At 42.2% G+C, this 14055-nt stretch carries 10 protein-coding genes; 7 read left to right on the forward strand and 3 right to left on the reverse strand.

Annotated elements, in window-relative coordinates; all coding sequences use genetic code 11:
• The first annotated feature begins 393 nt into the window (after positions 1-393).
• The 3 genes from NT175_09550 to NT175_09560 all read left to right on the forward strand — a co-directional run bounded on the left by NT175_09550 (position 394) and on the right by NT175_09560 (position 2152).
• Positions 394-1161 (forward strand): tetratricopeptide repeat protein, encoded by a 768-nt coding sequence (locus tag NT175_09550; protein ID MCX6234948.1) that lies wholly within the window; start codon positions 394-396, stop codon positions 1159-1161.
• Between the two features lie 398 nt (positions 1162-1559).
• Complete coding sequence (locus NT175_09555; protein MCX6234949.1) at positions 1560-1841, forward strand: type II toxin-antitoxin system RelE/ParE family toxin; 282 nt, start codon at positions 1560-1562, stop codon at positions 1839-1841.
• A gap of 11 nt (positions 1842-1852) precedes the next feature.
• Positions 1853-2152, forward strand: coding sequence for a HigA family addiction module antitoxin (locus NT175_09560; GenBank protein MCX6234950.1), 300 nt, complete (start codon positions 1853-1855; stop codon positions 2150-2152).
• Positions 2153-2691: 539 nt separating this feature from the next.
• Here the strand turns inward: NT175_09560 and NT175_09565 are convergent.
• Positions 2692-3294 carry a YiiX/YebB-like N1pC/P60 family cysteine hydrolase gene (locus NT175_09565; protein ID MCX6234951.1) on the reverse strand — a complete coding sequence of 201 codons (603 nt, stop codon included), beginning with the start codon at positions 3292-3294 and terminating at the stop codon, positions 2692-2694.
• 220 nt (positions 3295-3514) lie between these two features.
• Positions 3515-4390, reverse strand: a complete 876-nt coding sequence (locus NT175_09570; GenBank protein ID MCX6234952.1) for an alpha/beta hydrolase — start codon at positions 4388-4390, stop codon at positions 3515-3517.
• Positions 4391-4476: 86 nt separating this feature from the next.
• Here NT175_09570 and NT175_09575 point away from each other — a divergent pair, with 86 nt between their 5' ends.
• Complete coding sequence (locus NT175_09575; GenBank protein ID MCX6234953.1) at positions 4477-6063, forward strand: acyl--CoA ligase family protein; 1587 nt, start codon at positions 4477-4479, stop codon at positions 6061-6063.
• Between the two features lie 52 nt (positions 6064-6115).
• On the opposite strand, the gene NT175_09580 is transcribed toward NT175_09575, so the two are convergent.
• Positions 6116-7438, reverse strand: coding sequence for an MFS transporter (locus NT175_09580; GenBank protein MCX6234954.1), 1323 nt, complete (start codon positions 7436-7438; stop codon positions 6116-6118).
• Positions 7439-7557: 119 nt separating this feature from the next.
• On the opposite strand from NT175_09580, the gene NT175_09585 reads away from it, so the two are divergent.
• The 3 genes from NT175_09585 (at position 7558) to NT175_09595 (ending at position 14045) form a co-directional block, all read left to right on the forward strand.
• On the forward strand, positions 7558-9492 hold the full coding sequence (locus NT175_09585) for a hypothetical protein (protein ID MCX6234955.1): 1935 nt from the start codon (positions 7558-7560) through the stop codon (positions 9490-9492).
• Positions 9493-9611: 119 nt separating this feature from the next.
• On the forward strand, positions 9612-11717 hold the full coding sequence (locus NT175_09590) for a hypothetical protein (protein MCX6234956.1): 2106 nt from the start codon (positions 9612-9614) through the stop codon (positions 11715-11717).
• Between the two features lie 54 nt (positions 11718-11771).
• Positions 11772-14045: a hypothetical protein gene (locus NT175_09595; GenBank protein ID MCX6234957.1), complete on the forward strand. Its 2274-nt coding sequence runs from the start codon at positions 11772-11774 to the stop codon at positions 14043-14045.
• The last annotated feature ends 10 nt before the right edge of the window (positions 14046-14055 follow it).

Raw genomic sequence — 14055 nt, forward strand, 5'->3', positions numbered from 1 at the left:
TCTCACGCTCCCTGAGCGCTTCAATGGCCACCTGCGCCTTAAAGGCTGCTGTAAATTTTCTTCTTCTTTTTTTCATATCACTGGTAAATTTAATTGTTTTTTCAACTTAACCAGTGGTCTGAATTTTGGGGAGTATTATATAAGACACTATTTAACTTGTTGTACATCCTAAAAGTGCCTTATTAATAAGTTTTTTTAAATATTGCTTTCACACGGGTAATCTTATTGATTTACAGTCGGCTTCGTTCAACTCAGATTTATCTGCAAATAACATCGATCTGTTTTTAATATTTATTTTTTTCGTAATTTGCAGATGAAATCCTAAATAGTTGGGCGGCATTGAAATAATTGACTGATGTGCTATTAATTTTATAAACAAAAAATTGATTAGTTATGAAATCAACGATAATCTTATTAATATTTTTTATTCCATTTTTGATTAATGCTCAGAATGATTATTGGTTTCAAAAGGGTCTTGACGCAAAAAATCCAAAGGAAAAAATTGAATGTTTTACTAAAGACATTGAAAAAACTGGACCATCAAAAGAGGCCTATTCCAACCGGGGCATAGCTAAAGATGATCTAAAGGATTATCAGGGCGTCATTTCGGATTATTCAAAAGCCATCGAACTCGACCCAAAATATGCCACGGCCTATTACAACCGGGGCATAGCTAAAAAAGCGATGCAGGATTATCAGGGCGCCATTTCGGATTATTCAAAAGCCATCGAACTCGACCCAAAATATGCCACGGCCTATCAAAATTTAGGATTGATTTATTTTATTCAAAAGAACTACGATGCAGCAATTGAAATATCAGAAAGAGCTTTAAAAAATGATGCAAACGACCCTGGCTTGCTTGATAATCTTGGTTATTATTACATGGGAAAAGAAAATTACGATAAAGCTATTGAGAAATTTAATAATTGTTTGAAGATTGAAAACAATAGAGTTTTGGTAGATGCCACCCTTGGCATTTCTCTGGCTTATTATTATAAAAATGATAAACAAAACGCTAAGAAATATCTTGATCAAGCAAAACAAATTAAACCTATTTTAAATAAAGGGATGGAGGGGCTATTGAAACTTGAAAAAGAAGGATATTCTTACTCAGAAAAGAAAAAAGAAACTTTGAAAATAATGTTTGAGGAATTAAAGTAAAAAATTAATTTCAACGGCACCCAACAAGCGCACAAAACCAATGTAAATAAGGGTTTCGGGTATAGTGTACATTTTCTCGGTACTGGTTCTTCGCGCCAGTTGATAGCTAAATTTTCCCAAATGACCTCCAAAGAACAATCATACAACCACCTTAATGCTCACGGATGGGAGCTATAAAATGAAGGATGAAGAATGAAGCATACAAAATGAAGAATTTTTCATCGTATATCTTTCATTCTTCATGCTTCATCTCCCGGCCTGCACGGGGCTATAGATAGTCCACTCTTCAAAGGATTGAAATCGATGCCGGAAGCATCACTCTGTGTTCAGTCACATTTTTCACTTGCGTATATTAAAAAGACTACTTACCTTTGGCGTTAGTATTGTAATACGTTATTATGATTCAATCTTTCGGCTCCAAAGAAACTGAAAAGATATGGAGTGGCTTCAGATCCAGTAAATTACCGTCTGAAATTCAGCAAATTGCCAGGCGAAAGTTGAGAATGCTAAACAATTCAATTGATTTGAACGATTTGAGGTTGCCTCCATCCAATAATTTTGAAAACCTAAAAGGAAAGCTGAAAGATTTTTATAGCATCCGCGTCAATGATCAATGGAGGGTTATTTTTAAATGGGAAAAAGGTCATTCTTATGACGTTGAAATAATTGATTATCATTAATATATTATATAATGGAACGACTTGAAAACATTCATCCCGGTGAAATCCTGCAGGAGGAGTTCCTGATTCCTTTGAAGATTTCAGCTTACAGGTTATCGCAAGACCTGCACATACCCCAAACCAGGGTCAGTGAAATAGTAAAAGGTAACAGAAGGATTACTGCTGATACGGCTTTGCGGTTAAGTAATTATTTTGGCAACTCAGCTAAATTTTGGCTAGGACTGCAGGACGATTATGATATTGAAGAAGAGATTCTTACAAAGAAAAAGGAGTTTGAAATTATTAAGAAATTCAAAGAAAGCGTGGCCTGACGGATATACAGATGCCTGCATATGGATTTTCTTATCTACGTTTCAAAGGGTGAACTCGATGCCGTAGGCATCGCATATTGGTAGAATGGAACGGCAACAGATAAAACAACCGACCCTGCGGGGTCGAACATTCCAATACCGCGCCAATTTCTACAAACATGTGAACCCTCTGGGTTCACATGAAATAATAGACGATTTTGGGAAACAAAAATTAATGTAGGATATTTCTTAATTTTTCTTATCTTTGCACTTACATTTCATGTTAAATGGTGGCAAGCCTTACATGAAAATGCTTCATGACTGATCCCCGGCTCGTTCCGGGGATTTTTTATTCATCACTGAATAATCTTCTCTGATGATAGTATTCAAAAGTATTTGATGATTATCACTTAATCAAATAAATTCGACAAGACAGGCATCTTTATAGATGAAATCCTACTTTTGGTATGTAACAGGAGTTGAAAGGGATTTAATGGATTTTACCGAATATGAATGACATTTCGCTGCAAAATGACCGAAATGAATACGGCAATGCAGCATCAGCCAGTACTTTCATACACGACTTCCCAAATAGATTTCGTTTCATAAAGATAGTGTGGATAGATGTATTTTCCTTCATGATACCATCTCATCATCTCCCAGGAATTGCCCATGGGGATCACCGTTGTATAGGCCCAGCAAACCAGTTCAGAACAATAAAACGACCCGTTTTCCTTCCTGAAAAGAAAATTATACGGATACCCCAGTACTTTTTCCGCCTTTTCGGATGCTCTCATCATGCTGAGGTGATCACAAAATAGTGGCTTTAATATGACCAGATCGTCCGATTTTGACAGCAACCGGTAAACAGATGTTTTTATCACACCCTCGCTTGTTGCTTCAATAATATGTTCCCTGTCAGTTACAATGGATGTATGCTTCCAATAGCCTTTGATAAATAGATTCGATAAGTTGAAATTTTTACGGGTCAGGATGATCATGCCTGGTTCCAAATAGGGACGTATCCATTGATAATCAATTCCGGCACAAGTATATGGCCGGCCAAAACGCCAGGTTATTTTATCAATGACCAGGATAAAGCACATGACTACATAAGTGGCAATCATTTCAGTACGCCTGATAACATAAAAGGATCGGGTCATCAATTGCATGGGTGAAAATTATATGCTGAAGGATGGACTTCACCAAAAGGTATAAGCCTGTTGTATCCTAAGGGCAATAAAATTACACTTTTTATTCCAACCAGACATAGCCCTACACAATAATTTAATGACCCTGAATGGTGAATATCGGTAAAAACTGAAGAAAACCAGAGTGAGTGGCAAAATACCAGGTCACACGTTCCAATGGGAGAATGCTTTTTCAGAGATTTGACAGGAATTTCTTTACTACTGCATTAAATTCTTTTGTTTTCTCCATATTGACCATGTGGGCAGCTCCTTTGATGATAATTTTCTGTGAACCGGGTACATCTTTTTCAATCAGATCGGCGATAGCAAGTATGCTGGGCATGTCAAGTTCTCCGACGACAACTAACGTTGGTGCCTGTATTTCCTGTAAGCGTTCAACAGCCGGAGGATCAAGTCTCTTCATTTCAGCATCCCCGTTCCATGTGCTATAGGTTCCAAAGAGCATCTGCCTGACTTTTTCGCGAACATTTTTATTCACTTCCGATGGTGAGCGGTAGGGGCCATCTGTCCAGGACCGCTGCATATATTCAATAATACCGTTCAGGTAGCCGGCCTCGGCAGCCTGCCTCATTTTGTCTTCATATTCTTTGACCTGTGGATCATTGATATCATAACCTGTGAGTCCTGACGATACCGGGATCAATGCCAGAACCCTGTCAGGATAAGCCAGGGTAAAGTCAATGGCGATAAATCCACCCATTGACAAGCCCATCAGGATGGCTTTGGAGATACCAAGACTATCCAGTAATGCTGCCAGATCCTCATGATAAGAAAAGATTCCGCCTTCTGTTTCTGAAAGGCCATGATTGCGGACATCATAACGTACAACACGGTACTTTTTGGAAAACACATCAAACTGGTCGTCCCACATACGATTATCCAGGCCTCCGCCATGAATCATGATCAGAGGCGTGCCCTGTCCTTTTTCCTCATAGTAAATCCGGCCTTTTTCAAGATTGACGTATCCACTTTTGCAGCTCTGTGACTGACCAAAAAGTAAAAAGACCGGCAATAACAAAAGAACTAACAGACAAATGTTCTTTTTCATACCGCCGTTAACTTTAATTCCCCGAATATCCAAAGACATAACATTTTTTTTTATATTCGACCTGATAAAAATAGTAATTTTTAGTTATGCAAAATAGCACAAAATCTGTTTCCCGCAGCGAGCTTTCGCCTGTCAGTTTTTTACGGCGAAGCGCCTATGTCTTTCCCGATAAACCGGCAATTATACATGGTAGCAGGCGATATACATACCGCCAGTTTGCAGAGCGTGTCAATCGTCTGGCATCGCACTTAAGGCATGGTGGATTACAAAAACATGATCGTGTGGCATTTTTATGTCCGAATATTCCGGCGTTACTTGAGGCGCATTTTGCTGTTCCAGCTGCCGGAGGTGTTCTTGTTGCCATTAACACCCGTTTGAACTCCGATGAGATCGCCTATATTCTGGATCATTCGGGCGCACGGTTCTTATTCGTTGATGCAGAATTCATGCCGCTGGTTAGCACTTTAGATAACCCAAATATCCAGGTGATAATAGTGGCCGACACCGGCATGGCGGATGATCCCTATGAACTTTTCCTCCAACAGGCCACAGATGAACCGCCTGAAATGGGACCTGAAGATGAAAATGAGCCAATTTCCATCAACTATACCTCAGGTACAACTGGCCGGCCGAAGGGCGTGCTTTTTACACACCGTGGGACATATCTCAATGCCCTTGGTGAAGTAATTGAGACCGGAATGAACTTTAACACTGTTTACTTATGGACGCTACCTATGTTTCACTGCAATGGCTGGTGTTTCACCTGGGCTGTGACCGCAGTGGCCGGCACACACGTTTGTCTTCGTAAACTCGACCCTGAACTTATCTGGGATCTGATAAAGAATGAGGGAGTTACACACTTTAACGGGGCTCCAACCGTTCAGATCATGTTGTTGAATCATCCCAAAGCCCGGCCACTGGACCATCCGGTGACCGTAACGGTTGCCGGAGCACCACCTTCGCCTACGCTGCTTGAAAAAATCAAAACCCTTAACTTTAAGCCTGTTCATGTTTATGGGCTGACTGAAACGTACGGACCTATCACGATATGCGAATGGCATCATGACTGGGATAGTTTTCCATCTGAAGAACAGGCACGTCTTCGCGCACGACAGGGTCAGGCCTATCTGACCGCTGAAATTGTCAGGGTTGTCGATGCCTATATGAATGATGTTCCCCGAGATGGCATGACCATCGGTGAGGTGGTTATGCGCGGTAACAATGTGATGAAAGAATATTTTCATGACCCGGAAGCAACCAGCGATGCATTTAAGGGAGGCTGGTTTCACTCGGGTGACTTGGCCGTGTGGCATCCTGATGGTTATATTGAGCTACGCGACAGGCTCAAAGACATCATTATCTCAGGTGGAGAAAATATCTCCACTATTGAGATAGAGCAAGCCGTAGCGCGACATCCGGCCGTGCTGGAATGTGCTGTCGTCGCTATCCCTGACGAAAAATGGGGTGAACGGCCTAAGGCTTTTGTCACACTGAAAAATGATGCTATGGCTTCTGAGGCAGAAATCATCGCCTTCTGCCGCGAACAGATTGCACATTATAAATGTCCTGCATCTGTTGAATTTTGTGACTTGCCTAAAACCTCTACTGGTAAAGTACAGAAATATGTCCTGCGTGAAAAAGAGTGGGCGGGGCATGCCAAAAGGATAAACTGACAATCAGGCTTCCTAAGTTTACGTGACCTGGTAATTCTCTTGAAGAAACTTATCACCCGAAACTGTCTGCATACAATTTCCTTCCGCGTGTTTCAGGGAATGTCCATACCCATATCCCCGTAAGTAAGGCAAAAATAGCTGCCAGGAATATACCACCGCCCAGACCATATTTTGTGGCTATGAGTGAAATCACCACAGGCGTAAAGAATTGAATTCCCCTTGCAAGATTAAATGCAGAGCCCATGGCTGTGCTTCTGATGGATGTCGGAAAGAGTTCCGAAAACAGTGATCCATATCCACCGAACATGCCGGTACCAAATCCGACCAGGAACATGAATCCAAGAATAATGGGAGGATACATCACCACGCTGTCCCAAAAGACAGTAATCATCACTAATCCCAGGGCCATGATGACGGAGTATATACTGTAGGCAGGCCTCCTTCCCAGTTTATCGGCTATAAAACCGAAAAAGAAATACCCTGTAAATCCGCCGGTTTGGGTAACGAGTATCCACAACGCCGATTTAGTCAGTGTGAAATTCCTTTGGCTGTGCAAGTATCCCGGCATCCATGAATAAGTAAACCAGTAGGCGGTCATGTCAAAAATGGCCAAGATCAATGCAAGCAAAAAGTACTTGCGATGTTCCTTTGAAAAAAGCTCAAGAAACTTATTCTTAACAACCGGAACAGTTCTCCTTACAGCGATTCCGCCCTGTTTAAGGAGTTCTTTCTGCCGGATCCACAGGTCAGATTCGGGCAATTTTTTCCTGATATATATGACAAGCAATGCCGGCAATACCGATATAAAGAAACATGACCTCCATCCGATGACAGGGGAGATCAGGCCGCCGACGATGGATGCCAGCGCGATTCCCAGGGGAGCACCTGTCTGCATGAATGCACAATACCGTCCGCGAACATTTGCAGGAAAGGTTTCGCCAACGTAAGTCTGTCCTGTAGCCCATTCACCACCGACACCCAATCCTGTCAACACCCTGAAGATCATCAGGAACCAGAAACTGCCTGCAAGACCTGAAAAAAATGTACCCACACTATAAGTCACTATTGTCCACTGAAGCACTGCCTTTCGCCCGTAACGGTCGGATAACATGCCGAATATCACCCCGCCGACAGCAGTCGCAGCCAATGTGGAACCTAGAATGTACGACATCTGCATGTCACTGAAACCATATTCTTTTGATATAGGAATCAATAGAAAAGTGAAAAGGATCAGGTCATAAAAGTCAAAGATCCATCCTGCCCAGCTCATTATCAAGATTTTGTAATGCTGCCGGGTGATTTTCTCGGATTCGTTGAGGAGTGTTGCCGGAATAGCGATAAATATTAGTTGAAACCGATCATTTTTTCTATTCAAATATCGGAAAAGGATTAATTAAAACTGCTCAACAACTATTTTTTTTAATATTTCCTTTGAATAGTTCTGATAACAACATATCTTTAGAACTGATTTGCAATTAATAATATTAACTGATAATGCGTAAGCTCGCCGCTATCATGTTTACCGACATTGTTGGCTACTCGGCTCTGATGTCGAAAGATGAATCTTTGGCCTTGCAGGTCCTTGATAAAAACCGGGAGATACAAATGGCTGCGCTCAGGCAGTTCAATGGCGAATTCATCAAAGAGATCGGCGATGGGACGTTATCAATTTTTCAAAGTTCATGGGATGCGGTGAGCTGTGCTCTTGAGATCCAGAAAATAACCGGCAAATCATCCATGACTCTCCGTATCGGCATCCACATGGGAGACGTTGTCATTTCAGAAAATGACGTCTTTGGCGAAGGGGTTAACATTGCCTCCAGAATCGAATCACTGGGCAAACCCGGCTGTATTTTTGTTTCCGAAAGGGTTTATGAGGATATGAAAAACAAAAAAGGATTTAAAGCAGAATATGTCGGGGAGAAATCGTTGAAAAACATCAACCACACTGTCAGGATCTATTCTATTACTACAGGAAAACCGGGTACTGAAATAGCGGAGTTAATTGTTAGTGATCTGACCGATAAAAAAGAAAAGTCGATCGTTGTATTGCCTTTCGATAACCTGAGTCCTGATCCGGACCAGGAGTATTTCAGCGATGGATTGACGGAGGAAGTGATCTCTGATCTATCGAATGTCCGTTCTCTTCGAGTGATCTCCCGCAGCTCTGCAATGACGTTCAAAGGGACGAAGAAGAAGATTCCAGAGATCGCTCGAGAGGTAAACGTGCAGTATGTCCTTGAAGGAAGTGTAAGGAAAGCAGGGAACAGTCTGCGGATTACTGCGCAATTGATCGACGCGGCGAGTGATGCTCACCTGTGGGCCGAGAAGTACTCTGGCACGCTGGATGATGTATTCGATGTTCAAGAGAAGGTCTCCCGCTCGATTGTCGCCGCTCTGAAGCTCAAGCTCACGCCTGAAGAGAGTCAGAAAATAGCCGAGCGGCCTATTGACAATGTCGCGGCGTATCAATGCTATCTCAAGGCGAACGCCGAAATCTGGCGGTTCAACAAGAGCTCTCTCGACAGCGCCCTCGACCACCTCCAGAAGGGTCTAGACATTCTGGGCGACAATGCCCTTCTGTATTCGGCCATGGCGTTTGTTTATTGGCAATATGTGAATATAGGCGCCGGGCAGGAGGCGTATATCGCGGAAGCAGAAAAACATGCTCAAAAGGCTTTGGCCCTGGATCCAGAATCTCCGCAGGCGCATTTTATTATTGGAATGATCAACGGGTGGGTGTACGGAAATGTGCGCGCGCACATACGCCAACTCAAGATGGCGCTGGCTGTGAATCCGAATTATGTTGATGCGCTGATACTTCTCGCGGGCCTTTCAACGATGTCAGTCGGGAAGCTCGCCGCCGCAATTCCATTCGTGCAGAGAGTCAGGCAAATCGATCCGCTTGATCCATGGAATTATTGGCTCCAGGGAAGGCTATTCTTCTTCGATGGTCAATACAAGCTTGCCGTCGAGCAATTCCGTCAACACTATCAATTTGATCCGGAGAATCTTGTTGTTCGGTTTTTCTATGCTTGGACCCTAGCGTATGCTGGGCAGATCGATGAGGCCTTTTCCATTATTGACCACAGTGCACAGGCGGCTCCGAATAGTGTCTTCACGAAGTTCGGTCTCTTGCTGAAGTACGGACTACTCAAGAACAGAGAAGAGGCATTCGGGGAAATGACCCCCGACTTCGAGAGAACGTGCAGAAGGGACCATCAATGGTCATACATTGTCGCAACCTTGCTCGCCCTGATCGATGCGAGAAGGGAATCCCTCGATTGGCTGGAGAATGCGGTCGAGAGAGGCTTCATCAATTACCCGGAGCTCGAGCGAAATCCGTATCTTGACAATATTCGCGAAGAGGAGCGGTTCAAAAAACTAATCGAACGGGTGAAGTACGAGTGGGAGCATTTTGAGGTTTGAGAATGATTGGATTTTTTATTACAATTGAGGAAATTCATATCTTTATAACTGATTCAATACTTGCAGTTAATATTAGACTTTCAGGTTTCAAAGACAAAGCAAGTCTGAAAAATTAAACAATGCGTAAACTCGCTGCCATTATGTTCACCGATATAGTCGGTTATTCATCCTTGATGTCGAAAGATGAATCTTTAGCTCTGCAAGTCCTTAAGAAGAACCGGGAGTTACATAAGTCAGCACTCAGCCGGTTTAATGGTGAATTTATCAAAGAGATCGGTGATGGGACGTTATCAATTTTTCAAAGTTCCTGGGATGCGGTGAACTGTGCCATTGATATTCAAAATATAGTAAATCGTGAATCTTCTTTTCAACTGCGCATCGGAATTCATATCGGGGATATTGTCATTTCAGATAATGATGTCTTTAGTGATGGTGTCAATATCGCATCCCGGATTCAGGCTTTATGTGAGCCCGGAGGCATCTTTATTTCTGAAATAGTATATAATGATATCAAAAACAAAACCGGGATAAAAGCAAGATGCATTGGGGAAAAATCGCTGAAAAACATTGATCAGCCTGTTAATATTTATACAATTACTTCCGAATGTGCCGAAAGCATTTTAGAGCAGCAGAAGTCAGCCAAAGAAACCCATTCTCAATTTAAAAAGGTTCAGCACAATATCCCTCGTGTAAGCTCAGGCCGTAAACTTTACATTGGAATTGCTGCTGCCATAATTATTGCTATTATCCTTTCAGTGGGGTACTTATTATCCCATAAAAAACCAGGAATAAAAAAATCCTTATCCGATACGGAGGAATCAGTAAAAAAAGAAGGTGAATTTATCTGGACGAATTCGATTGCTGTGCTTCCTTTCACTGATCTGAGCCCTGAAAAAGATCAGGAATATTTCTGCGATGGCATGTCAGAAGAGCTGATCAATGTAATGACACAAATCCCCGAGTTGAAAGTAGTCGCCAGAACATCGGCTTTTTCATTCAAAGGGAAAGAGATTGATGTCCGGGATATCGGAGAGAAATTGAATGTCAAAACAATTCTTGAAGGAAGCGTCCGAAAATCCGGCAACCAACTCCGCATTAGTGCCCAGCTCATTGATGTTAATAATGGTTACCATCTTTGGTCGCAGACCTATAATCGTGAACTGAAAGATGTGTTTGCTATTCAGGATGAGATTGCTTCAGCGATTATTACCGCACTTAAAAACAGGCTATTACCTGAAGAGAAGGAACGGATAGAAAAGAAACAGACAGAAAATATGGAAGCATATCAACTTTATCTCAAAGGGCGCTTCTATTGGAATAAACGCAATAGAGAAGGTTTTGAAAGGGCGATTCAATATTTTAACCAAGCTATAGAGAAGGATTCATCCTATGCCATTGCATATGCTGGACTTGCTGACGTTTATATAACAATGGGTGGTTACTTTTTTATGGCACCAAAAGAATCGGGTGATAAAGCCCAGGTTGCCGCTCGTAAAGCACTCGCTCTCGATGAAACTCTTGCAGAATCTCATACAACACTTGCAACTATATTTAAAAATGATTGGGATTGGACTAATGCCGAGAAGGAATTTAAACGCGCACTGGAACTCAATCCAAACTATCCCACTGGACATCATTGGTACGGAGAATTTCTTGTGGAAATGGGAAGATTTAATGATGGATTAAGTGAAATAAAGAAAGCACAAGAACTTGATCCTCTGGCACCTATATTATATGTCGTCATGGCTTATTTTCTCGCTGGAATGCATCGATACGATGAAGGGATCCAGCAGATCATGAAGGCATTTGAAATTGATCAGAATTTTTCAACGGCGCATGCTGTGTTGGGCCAATTATATCTCCTCAAAGGGAAAGGCGGCGACGCGATCCTGGAAGTTAGAAAAGCTATTGAACTTTCTGACAGTAGTCTTGAATATATCGCTTATCTCGGTTATACTTACGGTTTATTGGGACAGAAGGAAGAAGCTAAGAAAATATTAAGAAAATTCGAACAGTTGGAAAAACAACAATATATATCCTCATATCTCATTGGAGCACTCTACCTTGGTATTGGTGAAAAAGATCAGGCATTTGTCTGGTTTAATCGGGCAATCGAGAAACATGATTATGGAATGTTGTATCTGAAAATTGATCCGAACTTTGACCCCATACGGGGAGATCCGCGGTTCGTTGAATTGATGAAAAAAGTAGGACTAGAAAAATAATTAGTAAAACCATATTATATTTAAAAAAGACAAAACGTCGTATGAGCTAACCCTATGAGAAAACTTGCTGCCATCATGTTCACCGATATCGTCGGTTACTCGGCTCTGATGTCGAAAGATGAATCAGTAGCACTGCAGATCCTTGTCAAAAACAGGGTGTTGCAGAAGTTGGCACTCAGCCGGTTTAATGGTGAATTCATCAAAGAGATCGGAGATGGGACGTTATCTATTTTTCAAAGTTCATGGGATGCAGTTAGTTGTGCCATAGATATTCAAAATATAGTAAATCGTGAATCTTTTTTTCAGCTGCGCATTGGTATCCATATCGGAGATATTGTCATTTCAGATAATGATGTCTTTGGTGATGGTGTCAATATAGCTTCCAGGATTGAGGCAGGTGGTAAAGCGGGAGGGATTTATGTCTCGGAACGGGTTTATGAAGACATTAAAAATAAGCATAATATCAAGGTGGAATTTGTCGGAGAGAAGACGCTGAAGAATATCGACCACCCGGTAAAGATTTATTCTATTGATACGGGGGCTCAAGAACTGATAAAAAAGCCTGTCACCCGTCCATCGGAACAGGCTAAACCTATTAAAATTGAAGGGGAGAAAAAAATTCGGATCCCGAAAGTGCTCCTGCTATTGGGGATCGGTGTCATACTATTAACTACCGTTGGCTTACTTGTGTTTCTTTTACCGAAACCGAAATCAAAACCCATTCAGCAACGAATTGTGGTGGCAATATTTGAGAACCGCACCGGTGACGCCTCGTTGGATGATCTGGGCAAAATGGCAGCCGACTGGATTACCCAGGGTCTTTCGCAATCAGTGGATGCCAATGTTGTACCGACTACAACGGTTTTGCAAATATCAGCTTCGGTATCGCCTCCTGCCAGCGGAAAACAGCATAATAATTATTTATCGCACCTTGCCGAGGGGGCAAAAGCAGATATTATGGTGTCCGGATCTTATTATCTGCAGAAAGAAACACTGCAATTTCAGGCTGAGGTTAAGAATGTTAAGGATGGCAGCCTTATTTATTCACTGCCTGCAGTTACCGGATCGCTGCAGAAGCCGATGGAAATCATTGAAAAATTAAGCAGTGAAATCATTGGTGGATTGGAGTATCATTTCCGTTCAAATGTTCGCTTTATTTCGAAACCTCCTAATAAAGATGTATACAGCGAATATATAACAGGGATGGGGCTTTACAGCCAGGATATTGAAGGGGCCATTCAGCACTTAATTCGGGCAATCAATATGGATTCGCTTTTCTGTCCACCACAGTTCGAATTAGCCTATGCCTATATAAATTTAGGTGAATATACCAGGGCTGATTCAATTCTTCAGATCATCAATCGAATCAGAGAGCGGCTTTCACCTTTTGAAAGCCACTACTTTGATTCTCAAATCGCATATCTGAATGGCAATTGGGCTGAATGCCTGCGTCATTTACGTCTTGCGGAAAACATTTCTCCCGGTGACTGGGAAATCAATTACGAAATTGGATTTTTAGCGGTCAACTTAAACAAACCAGGGATTACTGTTGAAACGTATGCAAAATTAGATATCTCCTATTCTTATCAGAGCACTACTGATTTAGGTGTGTGGCGAATCGGAGTCTTGACCATGGCGCTTCACCTTTTGGGCAACTATCAGCAGGAGTTGGTGGAAGCTCGGAAAGGACAGCAATATTATCCCGATTGGCTCTTGTTATATGCCGATGAAGTGCGTGCACTTGCAGCAATAGGACAGGTTGAGGAAATTAAAAAAGTCATTGATAAGTGTCATACCATTTCTTCACGATCCGGAAACGTGGGCGATGTGATCATCGAGGCGGCTTTGGAGCTTCGTGCGCATGGATATGCTCAGGCAGCACATGAATATGCCGGCAAAGCCGTTGAATGGTACCGGAACCGGACTGCCAGTGTGGATGTTCGTGAATACCTTGCATTTGGGTTTTATATTTCCGAAAACTGGGAGGAGGCGCAAACAGAATATGAGCAATTGGCAGCAGAATATCCTGAAAACATTGATTACCTCGGCTATCTTGGAGCTTTGGCAGCACGAAAAGGGGAACGGGAAAAAGCCATGAATATTACGGAAAAACTGAAGCGCATAGACCGCCCGTATTTATTTGGTCAACACACCTGTTGGCGTGCCCGTATAGCTGCCCAGCTTGGTGAGTTAGCGCAGGCAATGGAACTGCTGCAGGAATCTTTCGCCCAGGGAAAAGCATTTGATATTAATATACACCGAGACATAGATTTTGAACCGCTGCAAGATTATCAACCTTTCAGGGAATTGCTTAAACCGAAAGAGTAAAATATATCAT

Source organism: Bacteroidota bacterium (assembly GCA_026391695.1).
GTDB lineage: Bacteria > Bacteroidota > Bacteroidia > Bacteroidales > JAGONC01 > JAPLDP01.